This is a genomic window from Kitasatospora sp. NPDC038210 (assembly GCF_055600605.1).
The window spans coordinates 205,237-220,788 of the sequence record NZ_JBVJYK010000008.1 but is presented as its reverse complement, the minus strand read 5'-3'; the positions used below and the strand labels follow the sequence as shown (position 1 = coordinate 220,788).

Annotated in this window: 13 protein-coding genes; 6 read left to right on the top strand and 7 right to left on the bottom strand. The window is 72.5% G+C overall.

Annotation, left to right across the window (positions count from 1 at the left end):
- Positions 1–38: 38 nt before the first annotated feature.
- On the top strand, positions 39–1,946 hold the full coding sequence (dxs, locus tag ACZ7KX_RS19025; RefSeq protein WP_350521428.1) for a 1-deoxy-D-xylulose-5-phosphate synthase: 1,908 nt from the start codon (positions 39–41) through the stop codon (positions 1,944–1,946).
- Positions 1,947–2,094: 148 nt separating this feature from the next.
- Positions 2,095–3,621 (top strand): ArnT family glycosyltransferase, encoded by a 1,527-nt coding sequence (locus ACZ7KX_RS19020; protein WP_470327399.1) that lies wholly within the window; start codon positions 2,095–2,097, stop codon positions 3,619–3,621.
- Positions 3,622–3,777: 156 nt separating this feature from the next.
- On the opposite strand, the gene ACZ7KX_RS19015 is transcribed toward ACZ7KX_RS19020, so the two are convergent.
- From ACZ7KX_RS19015 to ACZ7KX_RS18995, 5 genes are all read right to left on the bottom strand, one after another.
- The gene (locus tag ACZ7KX_RS19015; RefSeq protein WP_470327398.1) at positions 3,778–5,925 is read right to left on the bottom strand and encodes a 3-hydroxyacyl-CoA dehydrogenase NAD-binding domain-containing protein; all 2,148 of its coding nucleotides are present in this window, start codon (positions 5,923–5,925) and stop codon (positions 3,778–3,780) included.
- 2 nt (positions 5,926–5,927) lie between these two features.
- Positions 5,928–7,145 carry a thiolase family protein gene (locus ACZ7KX_RS19010; protein ID WP_470327397.1) on the bottom strand — a complete coding sequence of 406 codons (1,218 nt, stop codon included), beginning with the start codon at positions 7,143–7,145 and terminating at the stop codon, positions 5,928–5,930.
- 232 nt (positions 7,146–7,377) lie between these two features.
- The gene (locus tag ACZ7KX_RS19005) at positions 7,378–8,622 is read right to left on the bottom strand and encodes an HRDC domain-containing protein (protein ID WP_402803984.1); all 1,245 of its coding nucleotides are present in this window, start codon (positions 8,620–8,622) and stop codon (positions 7,378–7,380) included.
- A gap of 211 nt (positions 8,623–8,833) precedes the next feature.
- The gene (locus ACZ7KX_RS19000) at positions 8,834–9,550 is read right to left on the bottom strand and encodes a response regulator transcription factor (protein WP_030288221.1); all 717 of its coding nucleotides are present in this window, start codon (positions 9,548–9,550) and stop codon (positions 8,834–8,836) included.
- A gap of 320 nt (positions 9,551–9,870) precedes the next feature.
- Positions 9,871–10,533 carry a DUF3000 domain-containing protein gene (locus ACZ7KX_RS18995; RefSeq protein WP_350521423.1) on the bottom strand — a complete coding sequence of 221 codons (663 nt, stop codon included), beginning with the start codon at positions 10,531–10,533 and terminating at the stop codon, positions 9,871–9,873.
- Positions 10,534–10,724: 191 nt separating this feature from the next.
- Here ACZ7KX_RS18995 and hemE point away from each other — a divergent pair, with 191 nt between their 5' ends.
- Complete coding sequence (gene hemE / locus ACZ7KX_RS18990) at positions 10,725–11,783, top strand: uroporphyrinogen decarboxylase (protein ID WP_470327481.1); 1,059 nt, start codon at positions 10,725–10,727, stop codon at positions 11,781–11,783.
- Positions 11,784–11,832: 49 nt separating this feature from the next.
- Here the strand turns inward: hemE and ACZ7KX_RS18985 are convergent, their stop codons facing one another.
- A complete protein-coding gene (locus ACZ7KX_RS18985) occupies positions 11,833–12,273 on the bottom strand; it encodes a 2-thiouracil desulfurase family protein (protein ID WP_470327396.1) in 441 nt (146 codons plus the stop codon).
- 24 nt (positions 12,274–12,297) lie between these two features.
- The gene (locus ACZ7KX_RS18980) at positions 12,298–12,624 is read right to left on the bottom strand and encodes a hypothetical protein (RefSeq protein ID WP_470327395.1); all 327 of its coding nucleotides are present in this window, start codon (positions 12,622–12,624) and stop codon (positions 12,298–12,300) included.
- Between the two features lie 66 nt (positions 12,625–12,690).
- Between ACZ7KX_RS18980 and ACZ7KX_RS18975 the strand changes: the two genes are divergently transcribed.
- The 3 genes from ACZ7KX_RS18975 to hemQ are packed head-to-tail and all read left to right on the top strand — an operon-like array spanning position 12,691 to position 15,468.
- Positions 12,691–13,281 carry a Uma2 family endonuclease gene (locus ACZ7KX_RS18975; protein ID WP_470327394.1) on the top strand — a complete coding sequence of 197 codons (591 nt, stop codon included), beginning with the start codon at positions 12,691–12,693 and terminating at the stop codon, positions 13,279–13,281.
- Between the two features lie 34 nt (positions 13,282–13,315).
- Entirely contained in the window at positions 13,316–14,746 is a 1,431-nt protein-coding gene (gene hemG, locus ACZ7KX_RS18970) for a protoporphyrinogen oxidase (protein ID WP_470327393.1), read from the top strand.
- On the top strand, positions 14,743–15,468 hold the full coding sequence (hemQ, locus tag ACZ7KX_RS18965) for a hydrogen peroxide-dependent heme synthase (protein ID WP_396546994.1): 726 nt from the start codon (positions 14,743–14,745) through the stop codon (positions 15,466–15,468). The genes hemG and hemQ overlap by 4 nt, the downstream gene beginning before the upstream one ends.
- The last annotated feature ends 84 nt before the right edge of the window (positions 15,469–15,552 follow it).

The window sequence follows — 15,552 nt, the reverse complement described above, 5'->3', positions numbered from 1 at the left end:
CCGCCAGCGGTCCGCGAACACTGAACGAGGAGGAACGGGTGGCCCTGCTGACCCGCATTCGGGGACCGCGCGATCTCGACCGGCTCACGCCCGGACAGCTGGCCGCACTGGCCCAGGAGATCCGGACCTTCCTGGTGACCGAGGTCTCCAAGACGGGCGGCCACCTCGGCCCCAACCTCGGCGTGGTGGAACTCACCATGGCGCTGCACCGGGTCTTCGACTCGCCGCGCGACCGCATCCTCTTCGACACCGGTCACCAGAGCTACGTCCACAAGCTGCTCACCGGCCGCCAGGACTTCTCGCGGCTGCGGATGAAGGGCGGCCTGTCCGGCTACCCGTCCCGCACCGAGTCCGAGCACGACGTGATCGAGAACTCGCACGCCTCCACCGTGCTCTCGTACGCCGACGGCCTGGCCAAGGCCAACCAGCTGCTGGGCAAGAACGACCCGGTGGTCGCCGTGATCGGCGACGGCGCGCTCACCGGCGGCATGGCCTGGGAGGCGCTCAACAACATCGCCGACGCCAAGGACCGTCCGGTCGTCATCGTCGTCAACGACAACGAGCGCTCCTACTCGCCGACCATCGGCGGTCTGGCCAACCACCTCGCCACCCTGCGCACCACCCAGGGCTACGAGCGCTTCCTGTCCTGGGGCAAGGACGCGCTGCAGCGCACCCCGGTGGTCGGCCAGCAGCTGTTCGAGACGCTGCACGGCGCCAAGAAGGGCCTCAAGGACTTCATCGCCCCGCAGGGCATGTTCGAGGACCTCGGTCTCAAGTACATCGGCCCGATCGACGGCCACGACCTGACCGCCCTGGAGTCCGCGCTGACCAAGGCGCGCGGCTTCGGCGGCCCGGTGATCGTGCACTGCCTCACCGAGAAGGGCCGCGGCTACCACGCCGCCGAGAACAACGACGAGGACCGCTTCCACGCGGTCGGCAAGATCCACCCGGAGACCGGCCTGCCGATCCAGAGCGGCGGCGGGCAGAGCTGGACCTCGGTCTTCGCCGAGGAGATGGTCGCGCTCGGCCACGAGCGCGAGGACATCGTCGGGATCACCGCGGCCATGCTGCACCCGGTCGGCCTGGCCCCGTTCGCCGAGGCCTTCCCGGACCGCATCTTCGACGTCGGCATCGCCGAGCAGCACGCCGTCACCAGCGCGGCCGGCCTGGCCACCAACGGGCTGCACCCGGTCTTCGCGGTCTACGCGACCTTCCTCAACCGGGCCTTCGACCAGGTCCTGATGGACGTCGCCCTGCACAAGCTGGGCGTCACCTTCGTGCTGGACCGGGCCGGTGTCACCGGTGACGACGGCGCCTCGCACAACGGCATGTGGGACATGTCGATGCTGCAGATCATCCCGACCCTGCGGCTGGCCGCCCCGCGCGACGCCGACCAGGTGCGGGCGCTGCTGCGCGAGGCCGTCGAGGTCAAGGACGCCCCGACCGTGGTCCGCTACTCCAAGGGCACGGTCGGCCCGGCCGTCGCCGCGGTCGGCAAGGTCGGCGGCATGGACGTGCTGCGCGCCGCCGAGGAGTCCTCCGGCGCCCACCGCGCCGACGTGCTGATCGTCTCGGTCGGCGCGATGGCCCCGACCAGCCTGGAGGTCGCCGACCTGCTGGCCGCCCAGGGCATCACCGCCACGGTGGTGGACCCGCGCTGGGTCAAGCCGGTGGACCGGGCCCTGCCCGGCCTGGCCGCCGAGCACCGGGTCGTCGTCACGATCGAGGACAACGGCCGGACGGGCGGCGTCGGCGCCGCCGTGGCGCAGGCGCTGCGGGACGCGGACGTGGACCTGCCGGTCCGCGACTTCGGCATCCCGCAGGAGTTCCTGGACCACGCGAGCCGGGCCGAGATCCTGGCCGAGATCGGCCTGAACGCCCCGGACATCGCCCGGAAGGTGACGGCCCTGGTCGCCCGCCTGGACACGGCGACGGTCGACGCCTGAGCGATGCGGGCCGACGGGGGCGTCACCCGTTCCGCCGACGACCGTTCGTCGTAACTCTGTAACAGTTCGTCACGGAACAAGCTGACAATCCTACTGAATGGCGGGACCGGCGCCACCGGCGCCGATCCCGCCCGGTAGGTTGTCAACCGTGCCGACCCCCACCCGCCTCCGCCCCGCCGGACTGGCCGAGCGCCTGCCCGAGCGTGTCCGTACCCATCTCCGGAACGGGTACTGGGCCAGGCTGGTGCCGGTCCTCGCACTGGTTGCGCTGCTCACCCACATCCCGTCCTTCGCCCGGCCCGTCTGGAGCCCGGACGAGGGCTTCCTGGCCACCCAGGCCCGGATGCTGGCGGACGGCGGGGTGCTGTACGACACCGTGGTGGACCGCAAGCCCCCGCTGCTGCCCTGGCTCTACCAGGCCTGCTTCGCGGTCTTCGGCTCCGCCTCGCTCTGGCCGCTGCGCACCCTGGCCGTGGTCGCCCACCTGGTGACCGCGATCCTGCTGGCCTCGATCGCCCGCGGCCGCTGGGGCAACCGGGCCGGGGCCGGCGCGGGACTGCTCTACCTGCTGGTCTCCATCGGGCTCTCCCCGGAGGACACCCAGGCGGCGACCTTCGAGGTCTTCATGCTGCCCGCCATGGTGGCCGCCTTCCGGTACGCCGAGCGGCGCCGCTGGCTGGCCGCGGGCATCGCGGTGGCGCTCTGCTCGCTGACCAAGCAGACCGGCGGCGCGGTGCTGCTGCCGGTGCTCTGGATGCTCTTCCAGGACGCCCGCCGCCGCGGGGTGCGCTGGCCGCCCGCGCTGTTCAAGATCGGCTTCGGCTTCACCCTGCCGATAGCGCTGGTCGCGGTGATCCTCACCAAGCCCAAGGGCTTCCTGTTCTGGGTGGTCACCGGCAGCGGCGACTACGCCTCCTTCGGCGGCGCCTGGCTGCAGATGCTCGGCCGTGCGCTCGGCAACTCCGCCATCCTGGCCGGGGCCGGCCTGGGCTTCCTGCTGCCGGTCGGGCGCCGGCTCTGGCTCAGGTACCGCCACCGCCCGCTGCCGGTGGCCGGCGAGGAGCACGGCTCGACCGCCGACCTGTGGGTCTGGCTGCTCTCCTCGGTCGTCGCGGTCAGCGTCGGTTTCCACTTCTTCGGCCACTACTACCTGCAGCTGATCCCGCCGCTGGTGCTGCTGGGCACCGGGGCGGTCGCCACGTCGGCGATCCGCTGGAAGCCCGTCCTGGCGTACACCACGGCCGCCGCCACGGTGTTCTGGGGCCTGGCGCTCGCCTGGCCGGGGGAGCGGCTCGACCGCACCACCGAGGTCGCCACCGCCGTCGCCGCCCAGACCACCCCCAAGGACACCGTGCTGGTCTGGGGCATGCACCCCGAGTTGTACTGGCTGGCCGACCGCAAGCCGGCCTCCCGCTACCTGACGGCGGGCTTCCTCACCAACTACAGCGGCGGCAAGGACGGCAGCGCCAACGTCGGCGAGCAGTTCAGCGTCTCCAACGCCTGGCAGACCTTCGACAAGGAACTGGCCAACGGCCTGCCCGAGGTCGTGGTGGACGACTCCGGCATCGCCCCGTACCAGCCGGTCATGGTCCCCCGGATCGAGAACCTGCTGGACACCCACTACGAGATGGTCGGCGTCTTCGCCGACACCGTGGTCTACCGCCTCAAGCACTGAGACGTCCGTACACGCCCCTCCGTGCCGAAGGACCCGTACACGCCGCGCCACGCCCGAAGGACCCGTACACGCCGCCCCACGCCCGAAGGGCCCGCACACGCGGAGGAGCCCCGGTGACCACCAGGTCACCGGGGCTCCTCCGTCAGGCGGCTACGCCTACGCGGGCACCGAGGCCACGCCGGGGGCCAGGAACGGCTTGCCGTTCACGCGCTCCGAGATGCCCTCACGGTCCAGGTACGGGGTGATCCCGCCCAGGTGGAAGGGCCAGCCGGCGCCGGTGATCATGCAGAGGTCGATGTCCTGCGCCTCGGCGACGACACCCTCCTCCAGCATCAGGCCGATCTCCTGCGCGACGGCCTCCAGGGCGCGGGCGCGGACCTGCTCCTCGGTGAGGACCGAGTCGCCGAAGGTCAGCAGCTCCAGCACCTCGGGGTCGAGGACCTGCTGGCCGTCCGTCCAGGTGTAGAAGCCGCGCTTGCCGGCCTTGACGACCTTGCCGAGGTTCTCGGAGACGGTGAACCGCTCCGGGAAGGCGCCGTGCAGGGTCTCCGAGACGTGCAGGGCGATGGCCGGACCGACCAGCTCCAGCAGCACGATCGGGGACATCGGCAGGCCGAGCGGCTCGACGGCCTTCTCGACGTCGGCGATCGGGGTGCCCTCGTCGATGATGTTCTGGATCTCGCCCATGAAGCGGGTCAGGATCCGGTTCACCACGAACGCCGGGGCGTCCTTGCACAGCACCGAGGTCTTCTTCAGCTTCTTCGACACGGCGAAGGCGGTGGCCAGCGACGCGTCGTCGGTCTGGTCGCCGCGGACGATCTCCAGCAGCGGCAGGATCGCGACGGGGTTGAAGAAGTGGAAGCCGACGACCCGCTCGGGGTGCTTCAGCTTCGAGGCCATCTCGGTGACCGACAGGGAGGAGGTGTTGGTCGCCAGCACACAGGTCGGCGAGACCACGTTCTCCAGGTCCGCGAAGACGGTCTGCTTGACGCCCATCTCCTCGAACACGGCCTCGATGACGAAGTCCGCGTCGCCGAAGGCGACGGCCTTGTCGAGCGAGCCGGTGACCAGGCCCTTGAGGCGGTTGGACTTGTCCTTGCCGATGCGGCCCTTGGCGAGCAGCTTGTCGATCTCGGCGTGGACGTAGCCGACGCCCTTGTCGACGCGCTCCTGGTCGATGTCGGTGAGGACCACCGGCACCTCCAGACGACGGGCGAACAGCAGCGCCAGCTGCGAGGCCATCAGGCCGGCGCCGACGACGCCGACCTTGGAGACCGGGCGGGCCAGCGACTTGTCCGGGGCGCCGACCGGGCGCTTGGCACGGCGCTGCACCAGGTTGAAGGCGTAGATGCCGCTGCGCAGCTCGCCGCTCATGATGAGGTCGGCCAGGGCCTCGTCCTCGGCGTCGAAGCCGCCCTGCAGGCTGCCCTTGTCGGCGAGGTCGGCGTCCTTGACGGCGGCGATGATGTCCAGCGCCTTGTAGGCGGCCGGCGCGGCGCCGTGCACCTTGCCGTCGGCGACCATGCGGCCCCAGAGGACGGCGTCGTCCCAAGCCTTGCCGCGGTCGATCGCCTCGCGCTCGACGACGACGTCGCCCTTGAGGACCTTGGCGGCCCACAGCAGCGACTGCTCCAGGAAGTCGGCCGGCTCGAAGATCGCGTCGGCGATCCCCAGCTCGAACACGTCCTTGCCCTTGAGCTGCTTGTTCTGGTTCATCGAGTTCTCGACGATGACCTTGACGGCCTTACCCGCACCGATCAGGTTCGGCAGGATGGTGCAGCCGCCCCAGCCGGGGACGAGGCCCAGGAAGACCTCGGGCAGCGAGAAGGCCGGGACGCCGGCCGACACCGTGCGGTAGTCGGCGTGCAGGCCGACCTCGACGCCGCCGCCCATCGCCGCGCCGTTGTAGAAGGCGAAGGTGGGGACGGGCAGCGCGGCGATCCGCTTGAAGACCTCGTGGCCGCCCTTGCCGATGGCCAGCGCGTCCGCGCGCTCCTTGAGCAGCTCGACGCCCTTGAGGTCGGCGCCGACCGCGAAGATGAACGGCTTGCCGGTGATCGCGGCGCCGACGATCTTGCCCTCGGCGGCCTCGGCCTCGACCTGGTCCAGCGCGACGGACAGCTTGAGCAGCGAGCCCGGGCCGAAGGTGGTCGGCTTGGTGTGGTCGAAGCCGTTGTCCAGGGTGATCAGGGCAAGCTTGCCGGTCTGCAGCGGCAGGTCCAGGTGGCGCACGTGGGCGGTCGTGACGACCTCGCCCGGGAACAGCTCGGCGCCGTGCTGGAGCAGCTCAGTCGTGGTGCTCATGGTCACTTACCACCCTCGAAGTGCGGGTTCTCCCAGATGATGGTGCCGCCCATGCCGAAGCCGATGCACATCGTGGTGAGGCCGTAGCGGACGTCCGGGCGCTGCTCGAAGCGGCGGGCCAGCTGGTTCATCAGGCGCACGCCCGAGGAAGCCAGCGGGTGGCCGAAGGCGATCGCGCCGCCGAACGGGTTGACCCGCTCGTCGTCGTCCGCGATGCCGTAGTGGTCCAGGAAGGCCAGCACCTGGACGGCGAAGGCCTCGTTGACCTCGAACGCCTGGATGTCGTCGATGGTCAGACCGGCCTTGGCCAGCGCCTTCTCGGTGGCCGGCACCGGGCCGATGCCCATGACCTCGGGCTCGACGCCCGCGAAGGCGTAGGAGACCAGGCGCATCTTGACCGGGAGGCCGAGCTCCTCGGCGACGTCCTCGGCGGCCAGCAGCGAGGCGGTGGCACCGTCGTTCAGGCCGGCCGAGTTGCCCGCGGTGATGTTGCCGTGCGGGCGGAAGGGGGTCTTGAGGTTGGCCAGCGACTCCATCGTGGTGCCCGGGCGCAGCGGCTCGTCCACGGTGGCCAGGCCCCAGCCGGTCTCGCCGACCTCGGGGTTGGTGTTGCGGATCGAGATCGGCACCAGGTCGGGCTGGATGTCGCCGTTGGCGTACGCCTTGGCGGCCTTCTCCTGGGAGCGCACGGCGTAGGCGTCGCAGCGCTCCTTGGTGATGTGCGGGAAGCGGTCGTGCAGGTTCTCCGCGGTCATGCCCATGAACAGGGCGGACTCGTCGACCAGCTTCTCGGAGACGAAGCGCGGGTTCGGGTCGACGCCCTCGCCCATCGGGTGGCGGCCCATGTGCTCGACGCCGCCGGCCACGACCACGTCGTACGCGCCGAAGGCGATGCCGCCGGCGGTGGCGGTCACGGCGGTCAGCGCACCGGCGCACATGCGGTCGATCGCGTAGCCGGGGACCGACTTCGGCAGGCCTGCCAGCAGGGCGGCGGTGCGCCCGATGGTCAGACCCTGGTCGCCGATCTGCGTGGTGGCCGCCACGGCGACCTCGTCGATGCGCTCGACGGGCAGGTTCGGGTTACGGCGCACGAGCTCCCGGATGCACTTGACGACGAGGTCGTCGGCGCGGGTCTCGTGGTAGATGCCCTTCGGGCCGGCCTTGCCGAACGGGGTGCGGACGCCATCGACGAAGACGACGTCCCTCGCGGTACGAGGCACGGGGGCTCTCCTCCCAGGGACCAACATTTGAGGTGGGCAGGCTGCCGCCGGCGAAGACCCGAGCGGCGCCGCATCACGGTCATGCTACCGGTCGGTAACCACCCTGCCCAGGCCTCTCGGACGGATCTGCCCGTGTGTCCCGCGACACGTCCGACCAGGAGAGCTGTTCCCGGGTACGACGAAGGGGATGCCGTCCGTACGGACGACATCCCCTTTCGAGGTCCTGCCGGGGTCAGCCCTGGACCGCGGCCGCGGCGGCGAACGCGGCGGCCACCGCGGGCGCGACCAGGTCCACCTGCCACTGCCGGGCGCCCAGTCGGCGCAGCGCGGCGGCCACGCCCTCCGGGCCGCGGTCGGCCGGGGGCTCCCAGGAGACGCGTCGGACCAGGTCCGGGGTGATCAGGTTCTCGGCCGGCAGGTGGTGCCGCTCGGCGAGCTCGCTGACCGCGCTGCGCGCGCCGGAGAGCCGGGCGGCGGCCACCGGGTCCTTCTCGGCCCAGGCCCGCGGCGGCGGGGGGCCGTCGTGCGGCGCGGCGGCCGGCGGCAGCTGGCCCTCCGGGATCTCCCGGCCGCGCTGCACGGCCGCCAGCCACTGCTCCAGCTGGCGTCGGTGCACCCGCGGCCCGAAGCCCTGGACGGCCTGCAGCGCGGGGACGTTCAGCGGCATGGCCAGCGCGGCGTTGACGATCGCGGCGTCCGAGAGGACCCGGCCGGGGGAGACGTCGCGCTCCTGCGCCATCCGGTCGCGGGCCAGCCACAGCTCGCGCACCACGGCCAGCTGGCGGCGCCGACGGACCTTGTGCAGCTGCGAGGTGCGCCGCCACGGGTCGGTGCGCGGCGCCGGGCGGGGCGCGGCGGCGATCGCGGCGAACTCCTCCAGGGCCCAGTCGAGCTTGCCCTGGGCGTCCAGCTCCTGTTCGAGTGCGTCGCGCAGCTCGACCAGCACCTCGACGTCCAGAGCTGCGTAGCGCAGCCACGGCTCGGGCAGCGGGCGGGTCGACCAGTCGACCGCCGAGTGCTCCTTGGCCAGGCTCAGGCCCAGCACGTTCTCGGTCATCGGCCCGAGGCCGACCCGGGCGAAGCCGGCGATCCGCCCGGCCAGCTCGGTGTCGAACAGCCGCCGGGGTCTCATGCCGACCTCGGCCAGACAGGGCAGGTCCTGGGTGGCCGCGTGCACCACCCATTCGGCGTCCGCGAGGACGGCGTCGAGCGCGCTGAGGTCGGGGCAGGCGATCGGGTCGATCAGGGCGGAGCCGGAGCCCGCGCGGCGCAGCTGGATGAGGTAGGCGCGCTGCCCGTAGCGGTAGCCGGAGGCGCGCTCGGCGTCGACGGCGACCGGCCCGGTGCCCGCGGCGAAGGCCGCGACCGTGGCGGCCAGCGCCTGCTCGTCCGCCACGACGGGCGGGATCCCCTCCTTCGGCTCCAGGAGCGGGACCGGGGCTGCTTCTTCTGGGATGGCTGCTACGGCGTCGGTCACCCACCAAGGGTACGACGGTCCTCGGGGCCGGGAGTGTTGTCGGACTGGTCAGACCGTCACTCGCGGGGTCGCCCGCCCGTTCTCCTCCCGGCTCCGGCTCCGGCTCCGGCTCCGGCTCCGGCTCCGGCTCCGGCCGGGCCGTGGACGCCGGCGCGGCGGCCGAGGAGGAAACGTTCCTCCTCGGCCGCCGCGGCGGTCCGGAGCGCTCGGCTCAGTGAATGATCCCGGTGCGCAGGGCGACGGCGACCATTCCGGCGCGGTCACCGGTGCCCAGCTTGCGGGCGATCCGGGCGAGGTGGCTCTTCACGGTGAGCGCCGACAGGCCCATCGCCACGCCGATCGCCTTGTTCGACTGACCCTCGGCGACCAGCCGCAGCACCTCGACCTCGCGGCCGGACAGCTCGCGGTAGGCGGCCTGCTGCGGGCCCGGCGCACCGGGTGCTCCGGGGGCGCCCGGTGCGCCGGCGGCGCCCGGCATGCCCGGCATCCCCGGGCGGCGCATCCGGCCGGCCAGCCCGGCGGCGCCGAGCGGCAGGCCCGGTCGGCCCGGCATCGCGACGTTCGTCCGGGTGCCGGTGACCACGTAGCCCTTGACGCCGCCGGCCAGTGCGCTGCGGACCGCGCCGATGTCGTCGGCGGCGGACAGTGCCAGGCCGTTGGGCCAGCCCGCGGCGCGGGTCTCGGCGAGGATGGTCAGTCCGGAGCCGTCCGGAAGGTGGACGTCGGCGACGCAGATGTCGCGCGGGGTGGAGACCCGGGGGCGGGCCTCGGCGATCGAGGACACCTCGATCACGTCGCGGACGCCGAGCGCCCACAGGTGACGGGTGACGGTGTTTCGGACGCGGGGATCGGCGATGACCACCATGGCGGTGGGCTTGGTCGGGCGGTAGGCGACCACGTTTGCGGGGTGCTCAAGAAGGACCGACACCAGGCCTCCTGCGGGGAGTGGCGGACGGAACCCCGATGGGGGCGGTCGGAGTGTTCCGCGTTCGGAAAGGGTCACAGTCTGCTTCGGCAGCTACCGTGCCCGGCTTTAGCGAAAGATCACGATCTAGTGAGTAACAATACGGACAAATCGCGCAAATGATTGATGCGACATGCCTCGCATTCGCACAAAATCGATCAGATTCGATGCAAACAAGTCGGTATCGACCGCGTTGTTGACGCAGAGCGGGTCCGAGTTCACACTCCGTCAGCCCTGGGGGTGGCGTCCGGCCGTCCGGTGCCGCCGGGCCCCGACACCACTCGTCAGTGCGACCTGGGGCGTCGCCGGGCGGGCATCGGGACCACTCCACCGAGTGACGGCACCTCGGGCGGCCCCTGCGGCGTCGGCGCGGCCGGCGGCAGGCCGGCGCTGATGCAGAGCAGGTCCGCCCAGGCCGCCAGGTGCCGTTCGAAACGGCCGTCGGCCGGCGTCCAGGAGGCCCGGATCTCGATCTCGGTCGACGACGGGCGGTCCGCCAGACCGCCGAAGTACTGGGACGCGCACCTGGTCACCGTGCCGGACGGCTCCGCGTACCCGGCGCCGTGCGCCTGCAGCGCGTCCAGCAGCCAGGCCCAGCCGACCTCGCACAGCATCGGGTCGCCGGCCATCTCCGGCTCCAGCTCGGCCCGGGTCATCGTGACCACCCGGAACTCCCCGTTCCAGGACTCCTGCCCGGCCGGGTCGTACAGCAGCACCAGCCGGCCGTCCGCCAGCTCCTCGCCGTCCACCTCGACCGCGGCGGTCACCGCGAAGGAGTGCGGGGCGAGCCGACGCGGCGCCGGCGCGGGGGAGAGCTGCACCTCGGGCCGCAGCCGGGCCCCGTCCAGGGCCGCCACGGCAGCCCGGAACTCGCTCGGCGCCCCCTCGCGACCCGTTCCGCCACCTGCTCCGCCACCCTGCGCGGGGTGCCCTCCGACCGCTGCCATGACCCGAAGACTAGGTCGAAAGCACGGGTTATCGCCGCAACTTCTCTCCCAGCGGCGTGCCGGAACGGCAAACCCCGGCAGATCTTGGAGGAACCGACGAGACCGGCCGGGAAGAGGCCCCCGGGACGCGTGCGAAGATTTGACGCGTGAGCGAGACTACGGCAGACACGACGGCGGCCAGCAACGACGGCCTGACCACCCCCGCGCGCCGCGGCGCCGCGTACGACTCCGCGTTCCTGCGCGCCTGCCGGCACGAGCCGGTGCCGCACACGCCCGTCTGGTTCATGCGCCAGGCCGGCCGCTCGCTGCCCGAGTACCTGAAGGTCCGCGAGGGCATCCCCATGCTGGAGTCCTGCATGCGGCCCGAGCTGGTCAAGGAGATCACCCTGCAGCCGGTGCGCCGGCACAAGGTGGACGCGGCGATCTTCTTCAGCGACATCGTGGTGCCGCTCAAGGCGGTCGGCATCGACGTCGACATCAAGGCCGGCGTCGGCCCGGTCATCGCCGACCCGATCCGCACCTTCGAGGACCTGCAGCGGCTGCGCCCCCTGGAGCCGGACGACGTCCCCTACATCACCGAGGCCATCGGCCTGCTGGTGGACGAGCTCGGCGAGACCCCGCTGATCGGCTTCGCCGGCGCGCCGTACACGCTGGCCAGCTACCTGGTCGAGGGCGGGCCGTCCAAGAACCACGAGAACACCAAGGCCATGATGTACGGGCAGCCCGAGCTGTGGGCCGCCCTGGTGGACCGGCTCGCCGACATCACCTCGGCCTTCCTGAAGGTGCAGATCGAGGCGGGCGCCTCGGCGATCCAGCTGTTCGACTCCTGGGTCGGCTCGCTCGCGCCGGACGACTACCGCCGCTCGGTGCTGCCGGCCAGCACCAAGGTCTTCGACGCCGTCGCCGAGTACGGCGTGCCGAAGATCCACTTCGGCGTCGGCACCGGCGAGCTGCTCGGGTTGATGGGCCAGGCCGGTGCGGACATCGTCGGCGTCGACTGGCGGGTGCCGCTGAACGTCGCCGCCGAGCGGGTCGGCCCCGGCAAGGGCCTGCAGGGCAACCTCGACCCGGCGGTGCTCTTCGCGCCCACCAAGGTCGTCGAGACCAAGGCCCGCGAGGTGCTGCACGCCGCCCAGGCGCTCGGCACCAGCGGCCACATCTTCAACCTCGGCCACGGCGTGCTGCCGTCCATGGACCCGGACGCGCTCAGCCGCCTCGTCGCCTTCGTCCACGAGGCCAGCGCGCGCTGACCCACCCGCGCTGACCCACCCGCGGTGGCGGGCCCCGTCCCGGGGCCCGCTACCCGGCGGCGACCTCGATCCCCGCGCGCCGCAGCAGCGCGGCCGTCACCCCGTCGCCGGGGCGCAGCTCCCCGGAGAACGTCCCGTCGTACACCTTCCCGCAGCCGCAGGACGGGCTGCGCGCCATCAGCACCGCCCGCCGCGCCCCCGCCGACTCGGCGGCGGCGAGCGCCGCCCGGGCGCCGGCCAGGAACTCCCCGGTGCAGTCCGCCCCGGTCGCGTCCACCACCCGCGCCCGCCCGTCCAGGACGTCCGCGCCGTCCCCGCCCACGATCTCCGCCGGCGGCCGCGGCGTCGGCAACCCGCCCGCCCCCTCCGGGCACACCACCACGGCCCGCCCCTCCTCGACCAGCCGCACGGCGTCCGCCGAGGTCTTCGCCCGCCCGTCGTACCGGCAGGGGATCCCGGCCAGGCACGCACTCACCACGATCGGTTCCATGCGGTCGAGCCTACGGAGGTGCGGTCAGTCCTCGACGAGCCCGTCCCGGCGGACCCTGAACTCCTGCTGCCCGCACACGGTTTCGAGGCCGTGCGGCCGGTGGATGGACACCGTGGCCACCCCGTCCGGGCCCGTCTCCAGCACCGTGCAGTCGATCTCGACCGGCACCGGGTACGGCGAGTCCACGTCGAGCCAGACGTCCGGCCCGAGCACCTGCTCCGTCCCGAACATCGCGGTCTTGGCGATCACGGACCACCGCCGCCCGTCCGCGTCCGCGAAGCAGACCTCCACCACACCCGGCTGCGGCTCGTCGTCCACCCACCGCACCGCCTCGCCCCACAGATACGTCATGGGAATCCACTGGCACACCGCGCGCATGGGCGGATGCCGGAGAGCCGAAGTGGCTATCTTGGGGGCATGAGTGAGCTGCCGGACTGGATGTACGCGCCCAGAGACGAGGGCTGGTTCGCCGATGACCTCGACCACCTGCCGCAGGCGCCGCGGCACACCGAACTGATCGATGGAGCACTGGTCTTCATGATGTCTCCGCAGCGCTGGTGGCACGGTGACGTTGTGACGGACCTGGTGTACGTACTTCGTCGCCAGGTGCCGGAGGGACACAGGGTCGGGCGTGAGATGTCGATCAAGCTCGACAAGCGGAACCGCCCTGAGCCGGACGTGCTCGTCGTCAAGGCCGAATTCGAGCCCGACCGCACCCAGTTCGCTCCGGACGAGGTGGTGCTTGTCGTCGAGGTCGTCTCCCCGGAGTCCGCGCACCGCGACCGCACGGTCAAGGTCCGCAAGTACGCCGAGGCGGGCATCCCGCACTACTGGATCGTCGAGGACGAGGACGATCTGCCGGTCGTGCACGTCTACGAGCTGGATGAGGCGACGAGCGCCTACGCCCCGGCCGGGATCTTCCGGGGCACGCTCGAACGTCCGGTGCCGTTCCCGATCACGATCGATCTGGACGGGCTGGTACCGGGTGCGGGGCGTGCAGCGGATTGAGGAGTCCGTGTAAAGACCTGCGAGACTGCGGAGCATGTCGGATGCACAGGTCGTCGTCGTCGGTGGTGGGATCGCGGGGCTGGCTGCGGCCGCTTTCCTGAGTGGGGCGGCCGGGGGGCCCGCGCGGGCGCGGGTGACGCTGCTGGAGGCGTCCGGGCGGGTCGGCGGGAAGCTGTGGGGCGGTGAGGTCGGCGGAGTCCGGGTGGACCTCGGGGCCGAGTCGGTGCTGGCCCGGCGGCCGGAGGCGGTGGAGCTGGCGCGGGCGGTCGGGCTGGCGGAGCAGCTGGAGCCGCCGACCACCGCGAAGGCGGCGATCTGGACCCGCGGGGCGCTGCGGCCGCTGCCGGGCGGGCAGGTGATGGGGGTGCCGGGCGACCTGGAGGCACTGGCGGCCTCCGGCGTGCTCACCGCCGAGGGGCTGGAGCGGGCCCGGCACGAGCAGCCCACCGACGTGGGGGAGGACGTCGCGATCGGCCGCTACGTCGCCGACCGGCTGGGCCGGGAGGTGGTGGACCGGCTGGTCGAGCCGCTGCTGGGCGGGGTCTACGCCGGGCGTGCGGACGAGATCTCGCTGCGCGCAGCGGTGCCGCAGCTGCTGGGGATCGCCCGGGGCGGCGGTTCGCTGGTCGAGGGGGTGCACGAGCTGGCCTCCCGGCCGCAGGTGGTCGGCACCCCGGTCTTCAACGGTCTGCGCGGCGGCCTCGGCACCCTGCCGGAGGCGGTCGCCGCGGCGTGCGCCGAGGCGGGCGTGGACCTGCGCACGGACGCCCCGGTGGACGAGCTCCGCCGCACCCCCGACGGCTGGCGGGTGCGGACCGGCGGCGAGGTGCTGCACGCGGACGCCGTGGTGCTGGCCGTCCCGGCCCCGGCCGCGGCCCGGCTGCTGCGCACGGACGCCCCGGCGGCGGCCGCCGAACTGGACACCGTCGAGTACGCGGGCATGGCACTGGTGACCCTGGCGTTCCGCCGCTCCGACCTGGCCGAGCTGCCGGGCGGCAGCGGTTTCCTGGTGCCGCCGGTGGACGGCCGGCGGATCAAGGCGTCCACCTTCTCGTCCAACAAGTGGGGCTGGCTGGAGCGTTCCGCGCCGGACGCGTTCCTGCTGCGCACCTCGCTGGGCCGGCACCGCGAGGACGAGGCGCTGGGCCTGCCGGACGAGGAGCTGGTGGCCCGCTCGCTGGCGGACCTGGGGGAGGCGATCGGGCTGACCGCCCGGCCGTACGACACCTTCGTCTCGCGCTTCGAGGCCGGTCTGCCGCAGTACCCGGTGGGCCACCCGGAGAAGGTGGCCAGGGTCCGGGCGGCGGCCGAGCGGGTGGGCGGGCTGGCGCTGTGCGGCGCCGCGTACGACGGCGTGGGCATTCCGGCGTGCATCGGCTCGGCGGCCGCCGCGGTGGCCGCCGTCGACAGACTGTTGACCCCGGAGACCGGGGAACGTTCCACGGAGAGGACAATGGGCGCATGACTGAGAGCGTTGAGCGGGAGCCGGAGCAGCGACCCGAGAAGAAGAAGGCGCGCGACCTGAACCAGGTCATCCGCTACACCATGTGGTCGGTGTTCAAGCTCAAGGACGCCCTGCCCGAGGACCGTGCCGCCCTGGCCGCCGAGGTGGACGAGCTGTTCGAGCAGCTGGCCGCGAAGGACGTGACCGTGCGCGGCACGTACGACGTCTCCGGTCTGCGCGCGGACGCCGACATCATGGTCTGGTGGCACGCCGCCGACTCGGACGACCTGCAGGAGGCGTACAACCGCTTCCGCCGCACCGGCCTGGGCCGCCGGCTGGAGCCGGTCTGGTCGAACATGGCGCTGCACCGTCCGGCCGAGTTCAACAAGTCGCACATCCCGGCCTTCCTCGCCGACGAGCGCGCGCGCGACTACGTCTGCGTGTACCCGTTCGTGCGCTCCTACGAGTGGTACCTGCTGCCGGACGAGGAGCGGCGCGCGATGCTCGCCGAGCACGGCAAGATGGCGCGCGGCTACCCGGACGTGCGGGCCAACACGGTGGCCTCGTTCGCGCTCGGCGACTACGAGTGGCTGCTCGCCTTCGAGGCGGACGAGCTGCACCGGATCGTGGACCTGATGCGCGACCTGCGCCCCTCCCGGGCCCGGCTGCACGTCCGCGAGGAGGTGCCGTTCTTCACCGGCCGCCGCAAGCCGGTCAGCGAGCTGCTGGGCGGCCTGGCCTGAGCCACCCGCACTCCGTCCGGAGGCCGGCTCCCCGCACGAGGGGAGCCGGCCTCCGGCGTTCCCGGGGGCGTCGGCTCCGTACGC